The following is a 16193-nucleotide window of genomic DNA, read 5'->3' as shown; positions in this document are numbered from 1 at the left end:
ATATTATGATTGAGTTACAAAGTGAAAAATTGCGATAAAAATAAACCCTGCAGGAATAAGGATTGAATACCATTTTCCGAAAGCCTTGATTACCGGAGTATATTTTGGATGTCTCGCCCCAATTGACTGGAATGAAGACTGGAAACCGTGCGCAAGGTGTAATCCCAATAATACAAAAGCAATTACATACAAAGCTACTCTCCAGATATCCGCAAACTTCTCGTGAAGCTCCGGCCAGAAACGTTCTGCATCAGGAGCAATCCCTTCTACATACTTGTAATCGATCTCATGCCACCAAAAATCGTAAAAGTGAAGCGCTAAGAAAGCCAACACCACTGCTCCGGAAATAATCATATTTCTGGACATCCATGATGAGTTCACAGAAGGATTGTTTGCTGCGTACTTTACAGGACGCGCATTTCTATTCTTAATCTCCAGTACAAATCCCATAATGAAATGGAAAAAAACCGCAAAACCAAGAATAGGCTGCATTAAGAACTGCACAAAAGGATTATAGCCCATAAAATCAGATGCTGTATTGAACGCATCACGATTCAGGACTGATAACAAATTGGTCGTCAAATGCAGTATAAGAAAGATCAGCAAAAATAGAGCTGATAATGCCATCGCATATTTTCTACCTATCGTAGAACTCGTTAAACCTGCCATATAAGTTTAAATTTGAATTTCCCACAAAATTAAGAAATGTTAACTATATCAAAAAGTGAGAAATCTCACAATTAGACAGTTTGTAATCTTTCTAAATAAGAATCTAGCACATTATTTAAAGGGAAAAATGAAAAGTACTGTTTATTTTTTCAAATCATAAATTTTGCCATTATAAACTACCTTTTCTGCTATTCCGGGAAAGGTTTTTATTTCCATAGTCTGAATGCGTCTTGAAGAGCAGTAAGGGCCGGCTATAAATTTTAAAATTTTCTTTTTATCCGAATTTTTTGTCATCCAAAAGCAAGCCCTACTTCCTTTCTTCACTGATAATACTTTAGTTTTATTAAAATCATGAAGCAGTATTTCTTCTTTCTGATTTTCAAAAATAGTAAACCCAGTTCTGATTATAAAAAAAGCTAAAATCATCCCTGCCACCCTGATTAAATTTTTAAGATTGATATTTAAAAATAATGGTCTCAACACATAAACGATCAAGGATAAAGATACTACTTCAGCAATATTCATCGCTATATTGGAATAAAATAGCATATCCCTTTCTGAAAACCAGTGGATAAGGTTCAATAAAAGCTGGATAGATCCATCATATACAAAATTGATCCAAGTAAAATCGATCTTTAATCCCACGAGAACCGTCATTAAAAAAGAAAATATGATCAATATTTCTGAAAATGGAACGATCACAATATTAGCAGGAACAGAAACCAACGAAAATTGGTGAAAGTAATAGAGAACCAGCGGAAGTGTCGCCAGTTGTGCGGAAAGAGAAATGGTAATGGTATTGTAGATTAATTTTTTAAAATAACCATTTTGCCGGGGAAAATATTTCAATACTGGCTGGTTCAGCCAAAAAATCCCCAACACAGCCAGAAAGCTGAGCTGAAAACCGACGTCGAAAAGCTGCTGTGTATCAACAACTAAAATAATTATTGCTGATAAAGAAAGGGAGTGAAGCAGATCCGGTTTTCTCTGGAGAAGGACATAGACAAAATATACCGTCAACATAATGCACGACCGTATTACAGAATTTCCGAAACCGATAAATGCAGCAAACAACCAAATAAAAAAGATACTGGAAATCACTGCATACTTTCTGAATCGTAAAGGACTGAACCGCGTCAATAAAAAATAGATCATCCCAAAAATAACGACAATATGTGTTCCTGAAATAGCCAATAAATGAACCATTCCGGACCTGTTGAAATCCTCTACTGTCCCGGAATCCATTTCTGTTCTGTCTGCCAGAATAATCCCTTTTAGAAATTCCCGGGTTCTGGAAGACATTTCAACGCTGTCGATCTTCTGGAGTATTTCTAATCTGCGCTGCTGAATTCGTTCATTTGGATTTAAATCTGATCTCTCTGCCGAAGAAATATTTTCGGAAATATAACACTGATACTCAATATTTTTCCTTTTTAAATACTTTGCATAATCAAACTGAAAATCATGCTTTGGCGGCTTTGGTTTCGATAGGTAAGCATCGGCCTTATAATAATGCTCAAAATCAAGTTCTTTACTTATTTTCGGGATATAGACAACGGCATTAAAATTTTCTTTTCCAGCACGAATAACAGCTTCATATTTTTTATTTTTATCTGTAGAATTCAGTTTTTTGGAGATCTTAAAGAATACTGTTGTGTTTTGAGGAACAGAAAGATCATCGGACGAAAAGGTATTGAAAAAATGAAGAATTATTCCGGTTCCGAAAAATATCAATCCCAGCAGTATCGCTCTTGTTTTATGCAGCAAATAAGAATTCAAAAAACACAAAAGGAAAATTGATAAACAGCATGCTGAAACTATATAAATTATAGTTTTATCCAACAGTACTTTATCCTGAAAAAAAATTCCGAGGATAAAACAGATAGACAAAATGAGAAGTGGCTGTTTTTTCAAACCGTGTATATTTACAATCAAAAAAGTAATTAATTTATTTGATTATTAAATAACACAAATTTTGCAGAATTGAATGATTACTTCCCATTAAATGAATAATATACGGCTTGATTATTTATTATAAAATCTGGTTTTAAATGAAAAAGTAAAAGCCATCTGTTAAAGATAGCTTTGTATTAAAAAACTGCATACTGTAGCAATTTATTAAAATTTTTAACGCAATATTTTCTTTGGTAAATAAAACAGTCTTATAAAAGGTTATTCACCGAATTATTTACCGCTTAAAAACCGGTCTGTCAGGCGTTTAGTTTCTTTTATATAGAACAAGGAATCTTTTCCATAATCTTCATATTTGAAATCTCCGGATTTTTTAGGAATTGCAGGTTCTATCTGTGTTCCTTCATGCCATTCGTTGAAAGAAGTGATCCCGATAAAATCCGGATTTACTTTGGCAGCTGCATCAAACATTCTTTCATAATACTTTCCGCTTTCTCTGCTTTTGAAATTGGCTTCATTCCATGGTCTTATTCTGGTATCGGAATAACCCGGACCTACGCACGGAATAAAAATAAGATGGTGGTCTTTTGCAAATTGGGAAAGATAGCTCCAATTGGATGTTGTGCTTCCGAAAACAAAACCGTCGCTGGCAAAATAGGTATAAAAACCATCAAAACCGGATTCTTCAAAAAAACCTGAATGTTCTTTTTCAACCCATAATCCTATGTAAAGTCCATCCAATTCTGTTTTCCGGACTGTTTTACTTCCGTTTTCAGACAGGAGCTCGGACCATTCTGACGGTGAAATTTTATAGCTATCGTAAACATAGTACAATGGCTTTCCATCTTTTTTATAAAAGGCATGATGGTGGGAATAGGTCTCCACCAGATAAGAAAGCTGTTCTCTAAGTTCTGTTATATTCTTGTAAAACGGCTCTATGTGAAAAGCAACCTTTAAGTTAAATTGGTCTGCTATATCCAGATATTGGGTAATACTTTTATCAACAAACGAATCTTTTCCCAGCCAGCTTAAAACAACCACCCCAACTCCGGCTTCCCGGATCATTTTCATGTGCTTTTTAATGATTGCCGGATCATTGGAACTGTAATTACCCAGGGCAGGATAGAAATTAGCACCAATATCGTCTCCTCCTTTGTGATTTCCAAGGTTGTTCCATTTTGGATTGTTCCAGTGGGGCAAGATATCATGATTCCAATGAGAATACTTTCCATCCACTTCAGGATTTCCGTACCATCCATAATAGAAGATCTGGACCTTATCCCGGGATTTGCTGTTTTGAGCAAAACTTTTCAGTGAAATGCAAGTCAATAAAATGAATACCAGAAAGTTTTTAAAAAAATTCATTGATAAAAATTTAAATCTAAAAATTATTCAGCACAGATGATCTTAGAAGCCTTGACCATTCAGAAAGAGTAAATTAAATGCTTAAAATTACCTCAGCAGCTTTTTCACTGGCTCCTTTTCCGCCAAGCTTTTTTCTTAAAAGACTGTAATCTGCCAGAACCTGGTTTCTTTTTTCACCTTCTATCATTTTATTGAGCTCTTCCACAAGGTTTTTGGTATTCAGGTCGGTTTGGATCAGTTCTTTTACAACTTCTCTATCCATGATCAGATTGACCAGGGAAATATATTTAATGTTTTTAACGAGTCTTTTGGCAATGGCGTAAGAAATTTTACTTCCACGATAGCAGACCACCTCCGGAACATTAAGCAAAGCTGTTTCTAAAGTAGCTGTTCCCGAAGTTACCAAAGCTGCTTTCGAACATCTCAGCAGATCATATGTCCTGTTGGAAACAAAATGAACATTATCATCCACATATTTTTGATAGAATTCTTTCGGAAGGCTTGGTGCACCGGCAATGACAAACTGGTAATTTTTGAAATACGGTCTCACGGAAAGCATAATTTCAAGCATTTTTTCCACTTCCTGTTTCCTGGAACCGGGAAGAAGTGCAATGATTTCTTTTTCGTTAAGACCATTTTCCTTTTTAAATTCTTCAACACTGATATCATTCAGGCCAGCTATTGCATCAAGGAGCGGATGTCCTACAAAGTGGGAATGAACACCATGCCCTTTATAAAAATCCTCTTCAAAAGGGAGAATGACCATCATTTCGTCTACATATTTTTTAATGATCTCTACCCTGCCTTCTTTCCAGGCCCAGAGTTGCGGAGAAATATAATAGACCACTTTTATCCCGAGCTCCTTTGCAAATTTTGCAATTCTTAAATTAAATCCCGGATAATCAACCAGAATAAGAATATCGGGTTTGTTTTTTCTGATATCTTCTTTACAGAATTTGATATTGTTGAGGATGGTTCTTAAATTCATCGCGACTTCCAGAAAACCCATAAATGCCAGATCACGGTAATGTTTTACCAATGTTCCTCCCTGAGCTTTCATAAGATCGCCACCCCAGAAACGTATTTCTGCCTGCGGATCTTTCTGTTTAAGGGCTTTCATTAAGTTGCTTCCATGCAGATCACCGGACGCTTCTCCTGCAATAATATAATACTTCATTTCTATAGTAAGGATAGAGAACAAATTAAGGTTTACTTGATCTTAATTTGTAAATTTGTCCAAAGATAATGATAAAAAATGTCAGAAGAATTTGAAATCCGAAATAAAGTTGCTGAAAGCGGCCTTGTGAATTTCGACCTATCTACTCTGGTTCCTAAGGGAATAAGAAAGGGTATTGACCTTAAAGATTTCCTTTTCCAGGAACTGATTCTGAAGGAAAAAGATTTCAGGGAAAAGGTAGAGGCCATCAATACTGATGAGTATAAAGACGCCTATATATATATTTACAATTCTGTGGATACTATTGTTCCGCTGTGGGCTTATTTTGTATTGACTGCCAAGCTTACAGATGTTGCTAAAAAAATCGTCTTCGGAGACCGTGAAGATCTGGAAGTGATCCTGATGCACAATGCTATCCAGACTTATGATTTTGAAGATATGAGAGGTAAAAGAGTGCTTGTAAAAGGTTGCTCTGATAAAGAAATCCCTGAAAATGCATATATAGAGCTGGTTGAACAACTGAAACCAATGGTTAAATCCCTCATGTTCGGTGAAGCCTGTTCCAATGTTCCTATTGTAAAGAATTAACATGAGGAAATATTTATCCGCCTTATTTTTGTTCTTTATTTTTCTGGTAATTTATTATTCCGGGAGTTTTACAAAAATTCCTTTTGCAGACTGTGTTGGTTTTGTGCTGGATGCCGAAAAAGGTAAATTCATGACAACTGCTACGGCTACTACTCATTTTTTATATATTAATACGGTCATTTTAATTAAAAATATCACCGGTCTTAATGGAATCGAGGCAAGCCGTTTATTGGTAGTTTTTTCCGGAGCCGCAACCGTTTCCGTGATCTATCTTACTGTTAAAAGTATTACGAAAACAGAATGGGTTTCTCTCACAGCAGCTTTTGTTTTTGGTTTCAGCTTCTCATTCTGGCGAAATGCAGAGATTGTAGAAGTATATACCTATAATACGTTATGGATAAGTCTTTTTTTCTTCTCGATGATTAAGACTTTTATAGAAAACAAAAAACAATATATTGTATGGGCAGGTATCTTTCTAGGCATCAGTCTTTGGGTACATATCCAGAATATTTTACTGATTCCTGCTTTTCTGCTTTTCCTACTTTATTTTAAAGCTGAAAAAAAATATTTCTATTCTTCATTGCTGGTGTTTGTACTGCTGTTTGCTTCATTATTTATTCTGAATATGTCTCAGGGGCTTTCTTTCAAATCACCATATAGTTCGGATCAGGGAAACTGGGTAGAAGAATCTTTCAGCAAAACCTCCTTGCAGTATGTTAAAGATTTTTTTCAGTCTTTCGCTTACCTCATCTACAATTTCAATCTATTTACTTTTTTCGGAGTAATGGGTGCTGTATTTCTATACAAATCTAACAGAAAAATGTTCTTTGTCTTTTTTGCAGGATCTGTATGTGTGTATGGCTTTTCTACTTTTTATGCAGTTTCGGATAATTATGTTTTCTTTCTTCCTTTCAATATTATTTTTGCCCTGTCTGTCGGATATGGACTGTCGCACCCGAAATATGCTGCTCTCAAAAAAGTATCATGGGTCTGCCTGCTTATTCCTATAGGATATCTGCTTACTTATAAAGCTGTTTTCCAGACAGAAAAAGGAAAGGCATTCCATAGCTTCAAAAAGTATAAAGGCGGCCTGGATTATTATATACTTCCCTGGATGAATGACAATGCCGGTATTCTGGAATTTACTATTGATAAAAAGACAGCTCCGGAACCCATTAATTGGATGACCCTGAGTGCTATGGAATATATAGAATTGCTAAAAAGTAAAGGATATACGGAAGAGGAGATCAAAAAACTTTAACAATAATTGTGAGGCAAAAAATTTCGTGAATCACATTTTTTGATATCTTTGATTTACTTAATATTTAAAATAAACACAAACATGAGTTTAATCGACCTACTTACAGGCAGCACCAGCAATCAGGTTGCTGAACAGGCAGAAAACAAATTCGGAATCAGCAAAAATCAGATTATTGCCCTATTGGCAGTAGCTGCACCTTTGGTTATTTCTTACCTTAGAAACAAATCGCAGGACGCTAACGAAGCAGAAGCTTTAAATAGTGCATTAGATAAAGACCACGACGGAAGTATTCTTGACGATGCTTCACAAGCAGAAGCCAGACAGGCTGAAGGAGGATCTATCCTTGATCATGTTTTTGGCGGACAAAAAAGCACTGTAGAAAATCAGCTTTCTCAGAATACAGGGATCTCCATTGATAAAATCGGACCTATCTTAGCAATGCTTGCTCCGGTAATTATGGGATATATCGGTAAAGAGAAACAGCAAAACAATGTAGGAGCCGGAGGTTTAGGAGACCTTTTAGGCGGAATTCTTGGGAATGCATCTAACCAGGCTCAGGCACAGCAATCCAGCCCTTTGAATGACATTTTGGGAAGTGTTTTAGGGGGTGGTCAGGCTCAGTCCGGGGGAAACCCGCTTAACGATATCTTAGGAAGCGTACTTGGCGGTGGCGGACAGCAACAGCAAGGAGGTGGATTAGGAAATATCCTTGGGAACCTTTTAGGAGGAAAATAATTTAATTTTGTATATTGAAAAAGGCTGAAGACTAAATCTTCAGCCTTTTTATTTTCAGCTCTTTGCTTTAGCTTCAGAAGAAGCAACTGGCTTGGAAGCCTTTCTGGGTCTTCTTTTGCCATAACTTCCTGCATTGATCTTTCCTCTTCTTGATTTTTTGTCTCCTTTTCCCATAGTGATAAATATTTATTGGTAAATACTAAATTAGAAAATATGGTATACATCAAAAAATTAAGGCTGTTAAAATTTTTATAAAATCGAGACAAAAGAAAGGAAGCCTGAGGCTGGAAGATGGAAGTTATTGAGGCCAGAAACGGAAATTTAAAAAACAGTTTTATTAATTTTTGCACTTGGAAATCCTTGTCAAGGTTTGAAACCTTGACAAGGATAGCAGGACTTCCGCTAACTTCCACCCTCCCTCTTCCAGCTTCATTTTCGATCACACTTTCACCATCTTCCACTTTCCTTTTTTAAACAAAATGAAAGCAACAATAGTAATCAAAGTTTCTGCAACAGGAATAGAGATGAATACTCCTTTTGGTCCCATCCCGAAATGTTTGGAAAGAAAATAGGCCAGCGGGATCTGAAACAACCAGAAACCGAAAAAATTTACCCAAGTGGGGGTCCAGGTATCTCCAGCTCCGTTAAAAGCATTGATAAGCACCATCCCGATTCCGTAGAAAATAAACCCGACACTCATAATGTGTAATGCGTTTTTGGCAAAATCTTTAATCTCTGTTTCCTGTGTAAAAAATCCTACAAGAAAATCTCCAAGCAGGAAAAATATCAGGCTTACAGCCAGCATAAAGATCACATTATATTTCACGGTTTTCATCACGGACTGTTCTGCTCTCAGCATTTCGTTAGCTCCCATATTCTGTCCAACCAGTGTAGAAGCTGCATTGCTCAGTCCCCAGGCAGGAAGCATAAAAAACATCATCAGCCTCAAGGCCGTCTGATAGCCTGCAGAAGCATTTTCTCCTCCCGTAGTGGCAACCAGTTGGGCAAGAAAGATCCAACTGCATGAGGCAATTACAAACTGGAAAATTCCGGGAGTAGCAATTTTCACTATGGATTTTATCTGCTTAAAATCAGGAGTAAAATAAGACAGTGTGATGCGGATTTGGGTATCAGCAACCAAAAGATGATACAGCTGGTAAATTACCCCAACACTTCTGCCTATCGTAGTCGCCAAAGCAGCTCCGGTAAGTCCCATCGCAGGAACAGGCCCAAAACCTCTAATAAGAACAGGACAGAGAATAATGTTCACAATATTGGCGATCCAAAGAGATTTCATGGCAATAGCTGCATTTCCTGCTCCCCTGAAGATCCCGTTGATCAAAAACAGAAGCATAATAATTACGCTGCTGCCCATCATTATTCTTGTGAAATCTTTTCCATAAGCCGCAGCTTCAGGCTTTGAACCCATCAGAATCAGAATTTCCTCAGCATAAATGACTCCGAATAAACTAAGAATGAAAGTGATAACAAATGAAACCAATAAAACCTGTGCCGCACTTCTGGAAGCCTGCTCCGGGTTCTTCTCCCCGATTCTCCTCGCTACCAAAGCAGTGGCAGCCATACTCATTCCTATGGCAATAGAATACATTACAGAAAGTACGGATTCCGTTAAACCAACACTCTGGATGGCATATCCGCTTTCTTTCAAATGTCCCACAAAGTACAGATCAACTAAGGCAAAAACCGACTCCATGGCCATTTCCAGCATCATAGGAACTGCCAGTAAAAGCACAGCACTTCTTATCGTTATTTTGGTATAATCCACTTCTTCTCCACTAAAGGCTCTTTTCAAAAAGTCTATATATTTTGTCATTTTCTAATCAATAATTATCTGATTTCCAAAAATACAAATTCAATTCTTATAAAAAATTAGTTACCCATATCAAAAAAATAATTTAGATTTGTATATTCTTAAAATGAATCTTATGAAAAAAATAATCTCTACTGCTTTTCTACTTGTAATTTCAGTGTCTGCCAATATGCTTTCTGCTCAGACACTCAGCAAAGCTCAGATGCAGTCTATTCAATCTGATAATGTTGCTTCATTTAAAAAGAATTTCACAAAAGCAGATTACAACAAATGCTTTCCACTTAAAGATGAGACTTTCAGCGCATTAGGCTTCAGCTCGCTTTACGGTAGAAATAATATTGTCAAATTCCTTTTGGACAATCAGGCAGATATTAATAAAGAATGTAACGGAAAAACGCCTCTTGCTTTAGCTAAATTAGGAAACAAAGAAGAAACTGTACAGCTATTGATACAAAAAGGTGCTGCTAATAATTAATTAAAAAGCCCTCAAATAATATACAAGACTTCCGAAAGGAAGTTTTTTTTGTTTATAGAACCTGCAAAAATCTTATCTTTGCATCCGAAAATTATGGTAGAAAACTTCATGATCTGAAAGCCAAACCATATGTCTTAAACATTGAACCTTAAACAAATAATTATGTTTCGATCACACACGAACGGAGAATTATCTCTGAAAAATCTTAATGAAGAAGTTACACTTTCCGGATGGGTACAGACTATCCGTGACAAAGGATTTATGATTTGGATAGATCTTCGAGATCGTTACGGAATTACTCAACTGGTTTTTGATCAGGACCGATCCACAGCGGAATTGATGGAAAATGCAAAAAAATTGGGACGTGAATTCGTGATTCAGGTTACAGGAAAAGTAATTGAAAGAGTAAGCAAAAACCCCAATATTCCAACAGGAGAGATTGAAATTTTAGTTGAAAAATTAGAAGTTCTTAATGAATCCCAGCTTCCACCTTTCACTATTGAAGATGAAACGGATGGCGGTGAAGAATTAAGAATGAAATACCGTTATCTGGATATCAGAAGAGCTCCGGTAAGAGATAAACTGATCTTCCGTCACAAAATGGCGCAGAAGGTAAGAAATTATCTTTCAGACGAAGGATTTATTGAAGTGGAAACCCCGGTTTTAATTAAATCTACTCCGGAGGGGGCAAGAGACTTCGTGGTTCCAAGCAGAATGAACCCGGGTCAGTTTTATGCACTTCCACAATCGCCACAGACATTCAAGCAGCTTCTGATGGTAGGGGGAATGGATAAATATTTCCAGATTGTAAAATGTTTCCGTGATGAAGATTTAAGAGCGGACAGACAGCCGGAATTTACCCAAATCGACTGCGAAATGGCTTTTGTAGAACAGGAAGATATCATGAATGTCTTTGAAGGAATGACAAAAACGCTGATTAAAGACGTTACAGGACAGGAATTCGGAGATTTCCCGAGAATGACCTTCGCAGATGCGATGAGAAAATACGGAAACGACAAACCGGATATCCGTTTCGGAATGGAATTCGTGGAACTTAACGAACTGGTAAAAGGAAAAGATTTTAAAATATTTGATGACGCTGAATTGGTTGTAGGAATTAATGTTGAAGGATGTGCTGACTATACAAGAAAGCAGATCGATGAACTTGTTGATTGGGTAAAACGCCCACAGATCGGAGCTTCGGGAATGGTATGGGCTAAATTCCAGAATGATGGTGTAAAAACATCTTCTGTCAATAAGTTCTACAATGAAGAAGATCTTTCCAAAATAATCGAAAAATTCGGAGCTAAAGAAGGTGACCTAATGCTGATCTTATCCGGAAACGAGAATAAGGTAAGAGCACAGCTTTCTGCTTTGAGAATGGAGCTTGGAAACCGTTTGGGATTAAGAAAAGGAAATGTATTTGCCCCGCTTTGGGTAGTTGACTTCCCATTACTGGAATTTGATGAAGAAAGTGGACGTTATCATGCTATGCACCATCCTTTCACCTCTCCGAAACCGGAAGATATCCATTTACTGGAAACAGATCCGGGCAAAGCAAGAGCTAATGCCTATGATATGGTTCTTAACGGAAACGAGATCGGAGGCGGTTCTATCAGAATTTTTGACAAAGATCTTCAGTCTAAAATGTTTGACCTTTTAGGATTTACCAAAGAGGAAGCGGAAGCTCAGTTCGGATTCCTGATGAATGCATTCAAATACGGAGCACCTCCACATGGTGGTCTTGCTTTCGGATTTGACCGTTTGGTAGCTATTCTTGACGGAAACGAAGTCATCAGAGACTATATTGCTTTCCCTAAAAATAATTCAGGGCGCGACGTGATGATTGATGCACCGGCTGCGATTGCTGATGAACAGCTCGATGAATTAGAATTACAATTGAATTTAAAAGCATAAATTTAGAGCGGAGATTTTTCTCCGCTTTTTTATTATGAATACACTTATCCCGATACTTTCAGCCATTGGATTTATTACTGCAATAATTGGAGCCATATATTTATTAATAAGTTTCGCAAAGAAAATGCTTTATTATCCTGCCAACGTACAGCAAGAAGCTTCAGAGAAAATCTCAAAGAATTTTTATATTGCAGGAACTCTGATTACAGTAAGTACTATTTGTTTTTTAGGTGGAAAACAAATCATAAAATTCGATTTTCATAACACTTTAAAACACAATAAAATTATCAATGCTGAAATAAATGGAATATTCTTTAGTCAAGATGATTTAAATGGTGTTTTCAATAATTTTGAAGGAACAGAGGGACGTTACAGATGTGATCATTTTAAAGGTTTTATAAATTTGGAAAATAATGAAACTATTCCTATTGAAATCATCAGACACTGTTACAAAAAAAACAGATATATCATTATTTCTAAAAAGTATTACATGGATGCCGATATTGGGGATATAAGAACTTCTAAATTCGACTATATCCAAAAAGATAATATTGATTCGCAATAATCATGAAAAATCAGAATTCCTTCAATTTATAGAAAATTTAAGAACAGATTTCATCGAAAATAAAGAACAGTGGGAGAACAAAACCATTGAAGATTATCTGAAAGCCATGTCTCGTTATACTGAAGATATTGACGGATATTATAAAAACACAAATCAGGATATCAATCTAGAAAAAGTTGATTGGAAAGTTTTTGCAAACATTTTGAAAGGAAGTTCCATTTATAAATAATTTTACTTACGTTAAATTATAAACTTAAATACCACATTTGATAAATATTTTTCGCTCGGCACAATCATTGCACACTCTTACACAAAACGTAAGACAATGAAAGCAATTTGGAACGGCGCCATTGGATTCGGTTTAGTCAATATTCCTGTTAAAATCTACTCCGCCACAGAAACCAGCAAACTGGATTTGGACATGCTCGATAAATCTGATTTTTCGAATATCAAATTCAAAAGAGTCAATGAAAAAACAGGCAAAGAAGTCAAGTGGGAAAACATTGTAAAAGGTTATCTTCTGGATGATCAATACATTATTCTCGAAGATGAAGACTATGAAGCAGCAAGCCCCGAAAAAAGCAAAATACTTTCTATAGATCAATTCGTAAAAGAAGTTGAAGTTGACAGCGTTTATTTTGAAAATCCTTATTTTCTTGAACCTCAAAAAAATGGAGAAAATGCTTACAGACTTCTATTAAAAGCTTTATCACAAACAAAAATGGTGGGTGTAGGAACTTTTGTTCTTCGTGAAAGTGAAGCAATCGGAATGATCCGGCCTTATAATGATGAGGTTTTGGTTCTAAACCGCCTACGGTTCGCTCAGGAAATCAGGGATTATAAAGATTTAAAAATCCCGGCCAAAAAAGCTCCGAAACCTGCCGAATTAAAAATGGCAGTAAGTCTTATCGAGCAGCTTTCACAAGAATTTGATCCCGAAATGTACGAGGACACTTATTCCGAATCTTTGCTGAAAATCATTAAGCAGAAAGCTAAAGGTAAAGGACTAAAAGCTAAAAAAGCAGAACCTGCAAAAGAAGGTAAGGTAATAGACCTTATGGCCCAGCTGAAGGCCAGCTTACAAAGTTCCAAATCTAAAAACGCATCATAATGGCTCTGAAAGATTACAACGAAAAACGAAGATTCGATGAAACAAGCGAACCTAAGGGAAAAACAAAAAAGAGTAAAGACAAGCTTATTTTTGTGGTTCAAAGGCACGCCGCATCCCGCCTGCATTATGATTTCCGGTTAGAAATGGAAGGCGTTCTGAAAAGTTGGGCAGTTCCAAAAGGCCCGTCACTGGATCCAAAAGATAAACGTCTGGCCATGGAAGTTGAAGATCATCCTTACGATTACAAAGATTTTGAAGGCAACATTCCCGAAGGAAATTATGGAGCCGGACAGGTGGAGGTCTGGGACAGCGGAACGTATGAGCCGTTAGACGATACGAGCAAACTTTCCGACGAAAAAGAATTGTTGAAAGAGCTAAAAGCCGGCTCAATAAAATTTATTTTGCACGGAAAAAAACTGAAAGGCGAATTTGCCTTAGTTAAAATGAAAAATGCCGAAAATAACGCATGGCTTTTAATTAAACATAAAGATGAATTTGCAGAAGAAAATTATGATGCAGAAGAAAATACATCTAAAAACTCTGCGGTAACAAAATTTTTAGAGGAAAAAAAAAGACTAAAAAACAGCAAAAAGAAGTCATAACTTCTGAAAGCAAGCCCAGATTTCAACGGTTTAATTCTTTGGTCGACGAAAAAAAACTAGAGAACTTTATCAGACCTATGCTGGCTAAATCGTTTGAAAATGCTTTTGATGATGAAGATTGGGTTTTTGAAATAAAATGGGACGGATACAGAGCAATTGCTGATCTCAGTGATAAATCTCCTCTGTTTTATTCCCGGAACGGAATTTCTTTCTTATCAAAGTTTGAAAAAGTTACAAAAGATTTTGAGCACCAGAAATATCAAATGATTCTCGACGGAGAAATTGTAGCCTATGATGAACATGGAAAACCCAGTTTCCAACTCTTGCAGCAAATTGGCGACAATCCCAACCTTGCTTTAACCTACCAGGTATTTGATCTTCTGTGGCTGAATGGCCATTCTACAGAAGAACTTCCGCTTTTACAGAGGAAAGAGCTTTTAAAAGAAGCTTTAGTTGAAACTGATGTTATCAAATATTGCGATCATATTCCCGAAAAAGGCATTGCTTTTTTCAACCAAATGAAGAAAATGCAGTTAGAAGGAATGATTGCTAAAAAAGCCGCCAGTTTATATACCGAAAATCACAGAACGAATGACTGGCTTAAAATAAAATTCACCAATACAGAGGAAGCCATTATTTGTGGATTTACGGAGCCCAGAGGATCCAGGAAAAGTTTCGGAGCATTGATTCTTGGAAAATACATAGATGGAAAGCTGGTGTATTGCGGACATACGGGAACAGGTTTTAATAAAGAATCCTTAAGCCAGATGCATGAAAGGTTAAAAGAATTGACTGTAAAAACTTCCCCGTTTGAAAAAAAGCCTAGAACAAATATGCCCGTAACCTGGACAAAACCAGAATTGGTCTGTGAAATCAAATTCTCTGAAATTACCAAAGACGGCATTTACCGGCATCCTGTTTTTGTCGCCCTCCGTGAGGATAAAAATCCTGAAGAAATCAGTGATTCAATCAATAAAATAAGTCCAATTAATGAAAATCCTAAAGAAATGAAAGCTAAAGCTGCCCCTAAGAAGAGTACTAAATCTGCTGAAAAAGAAAAGGAGATTATTTTAAACAGACATACAGTAAAACTGACCAATCAGGATAAAATTTATTTTCCGAAAGATGGCATTACAAAAGGTGATGTTATAGAATATTACCAATCGGTCGCGGAATATATTCTTCCTTATTTGAAAAACCGCCCATTATCTTTGAATCGTTTTCCCAACGGAATTGAAGAACAGGGCTTTTATCAGAAAGATGCAGGAGACAATATGCCAGACTGGATCAAAACCACGGAAGTCTATTCAGAATCCAATGATAAGTATATTGATTATGTATACTGTAATGATAAAGCTACGTTAGCTTACCTGAATAATTTAGGTTGTATCGATTTAAATCCCTGGAACAGTGCTCTCCCCGACCTTGAACATCCTGATTATCTAGTGCTGGATCTGGATCCGTCAAAGAAAAATACATTTGATGATGTCATTGAAACGGCTCTTCAGGTAAACGAGGTTTTAAATTCAGTTAAAATCAAAGGATATTGCAAAACTTCGGGAAGCACAGGAATTCACGTTTATATTCCGATGGGCGGAAAATATGATTTTGACCAGGTGAAAGATTTTGCCCATATTTTGATGAAGCAGGTTCATACACAGCTTCCGGAAATTACCACATTAGAAAGGAGCTTACAGAAAAGGGATGACAATAAAATATATCTGGATTATCTGCAAAACAGAACGGGACAGACTTTAGCAAGTGCTTACAGTTTACGTCCCAAGGAAGGAGCTTCAGTTTCGATGCCTTTGGAATGGGATGAAGTGAAGCCCGGTATGAAACCGACAGATTTTACTATTGATAATACTTTGGATAGAATTAAGGAAAAAGGCGATTTATTTAAACCTGTTTTAGGGAAAGGAATTGATATGATGAAGGCGTTGGAATTGTTGGAGGATGTTGAATAAAATTCTATTTTTACGAAAA

The 16193-nt window shown here is 36.5% G+C and carries 16 protein-coding genes; 10 read left to right on the top strand and 6 right to left on the bottom strand.

The features are described 5' to 3' along the window. Positions 1-3: 3 nt before the first annotated feature. The 4 genes from ACTJIV_RS14630 to lpxB all read right to left on the bottom strand — a co-directional run bounded on the left by ACTJIV_RS14630 (position 4) and on the right by lpxB (position 5122). Positions 4-669, bottom strand: coding sequence for a succinate dehydrogenase cytochrome b subunit (locus tag ACTJIV_RS14630; RefSeq protein ID WP_111955452.1), 666 nt, complete (start codon positions 667-669; stop codon positions 4-6). A 141-nt stretch (positions 670-810) separates the two neighbouring features. Further along, complete coding sequence (locus tag ACTJIV_RS14625) at positions 811-2559, bottom strand: ComEC/Rec2 family competence protein (protein WP_440628644.1); 1749 nt, start codon at positions 2557-2559, stop codon at positions 811-813. Between the two features lie 294 nt (positions 2560-2853). Continuing rightward, positions 2854-3945 (bottom strand): glycoside hydrolase family 99 protein, encoded by a 1092-nt coding sequence (locus ACTJIV_RS14620; protein WP_440628329.1) that lies wholly within the window; start codon positions 3943-3945, stop codon positions 2854-2856. A 73-nt stretch (positions 3946-4018) separates the two neighbouring features. Continuing rightward, entirely contained in the window at positions 4019-5122 is a 1104-nt protein-coding gene (gene lpxB / locus ACTJIV_RS14615; RefSeq protein ID WP_223560346.1) for a lipid-A-disaccharide synthase, read from the bottom strand. 78 nt (positions 5123-5200) lie between these two features. Between lpxB and ACTJIV_RS14610 the strand changes: the two genes are divergently transcribed. From ACTJIV_RS14610 to ACTJIV_RS14600, 3 genes are all read left to right on the top strand, one after another. Further along, complete coding sequence (locus ACTJIV_RS14610; protein ID WP_111955460.1) at positions 5201-5710, top strand: DUF2480 family protein; 510 nt, start codon at positions 5201-5203, stop codon at positions 5708-5710. Between the two features lies 1 nt (position 5711). Then, positions 5712-6971, top strand: coding sequence for a protein O-mannosyl-transferase family (locus ACTJIV_RS14605; RefSeq protein WP_440628328.1), 1260 nt, complete (start codon positions 5712-5714; stop codon positions 6969-6971). A gap of 81 nt (positions 6972-7052) precedes the next feature. Further along, complete coding sequence (locus ACTJIV_RS14600; RefSeq protein ID WP_111955464.1) at positions 7053-7706, top strand: DUF937 domain-containing protein; 654 nt, start codon at positions 7053-7055, stop codon at positions 7704-7706. Between the two features lie 54 nt (positions 7707-7760). Here the strand turns inward: ACTJIV_RS14600 and ACTJIV_RS14595 are convergent, their stop codons facing one another. Both ACTJIV_RS14595 and ACTJIV_RS14590 read right to left on the bottom strand, forming a co-directional pair. Continuing rightward, positions 7761-7880 (bottom strand): 30S ribosomal protein THX, encoded by a 120-nt coding sequence (locus ACTJIV_RS14595; RefSeq protein WP_111955466.1) that lies wholly within the window; start codon positions 7878-7880, stop codon positions 7761-7763. Between the two features lie 265 nt (positions 7881-8145). Beyond that, entirely contained in the window at positions 8146-9540 is a 1395-nt protein-coding gene (locus ACTJIV_RS14590; RefSeq protein WP_440628326.1) for an MATE family efflux transporter, read from the bottom strand. A gap of 112 nt (positions 9541-9652) precedes the next feature. Here ACTJIV_RS14590 and ACTJIV_RS14585 point away from each other — a divergent pair, with 112 nt between their 5' ends. The 7 genes from ACTJIV_RS14585 (at position 9653) to ligD (ending at position 16174) form a co-directional block, all read left to right on the top strand. After that, positions 9653-10012: an ankyrin repeat domain-containing protein gene (locus ACTJIV_RS14585; RefSeq protein ID WP_440628324.1), complete on the top strand. Its 360-nt coding sequence runs from the start codon at positions 9653-9655 to the stop codon at positions 10010-10012. A gap of 162 nt (positions 10013-10174) precedes the next feature. After that, on the top strand, positions 10175-11929 hold the full coding sequence (gene aspS, locus ACTJIV_RS14580; protein WP_440628322.1) for an aspartate--tRNA ligase: 1755 nt from the start codon (positions 10175-10177) through the stop codon (positions 11927-11929). Positions 11930-11963: 34 nt separating this feature from the next. After that, entirely contained in the window at positions 11964-12494 is a 531-nt protein-coding gene (locus tag ACTJIV_RS14575) for a hypothetical protein (protein ID WP_336379060.1), read from the top strand. Then, on the top strand, positions 12481-12723 hold the full coding sequence (locus tag ACTJIV_RS14570) for a DUF7660 family protein (protein WP_336379061.1): 243 nt from the start codon (positions 12481-12483) through the stop codon (positions 12721-12723). The genes ACTJIV_RS14575 and ACTJIV_RS14570 overlap by 14 nt, the downstream gene beginning before the upstream one ends. 96 nt (positions 12724-12819) lie before the next feature. Next, on the top strand, positions 12820-13605 hold the full coding sequence (gene ku, locus ACTJIV_RS14565) for a non-homologous end joining protein Ku (protein ID WP_440628320.1): 786 nt from the start codon (positions 12820-12822) through the stop codon (positions 13603-13605). After that, complete coding sequence (locus ACTJIV_RS14560; RefSeq protein WP_440628317.1) at positions 13605-14207, top strand: DNA polymerase ligase N-terminal domain-containing protein; 603 nt, start codon at positions 13605-13607, stop codon at positions 14205-14207. The genes ku and ACTJIV_RS14560 overlap by 1 nt, the downstream gene beginning before the upstream one ends. 38 nt (positions 14208-14245) lie before the next feature. Next, complete coding sequence (gene ligD / locus ACTJIV_RS14555; RefSeq protein ID WP_440628315.1) at positions 14246-16174, top strand: DNA ligase D; 1929 nt, start codon at positions 14246-14248, stop codon at positions 16172-16174. Positions 16175-16193 lie beyond the last annotated feature (19 nt).

It is taken from the genome of Chryseobacterium sp. 22532, from assembly GCF_052044665.1.
Lineage (GTDB): Bacteria > Bacteroidota > Bacteroidia > Flavobacteriales > Weeksellaceae > Chryseobacterium > Chryseobacterium lathyri.
This window is presented reverse-complemented; position numbering and strand designations above follow the sequence as displayed.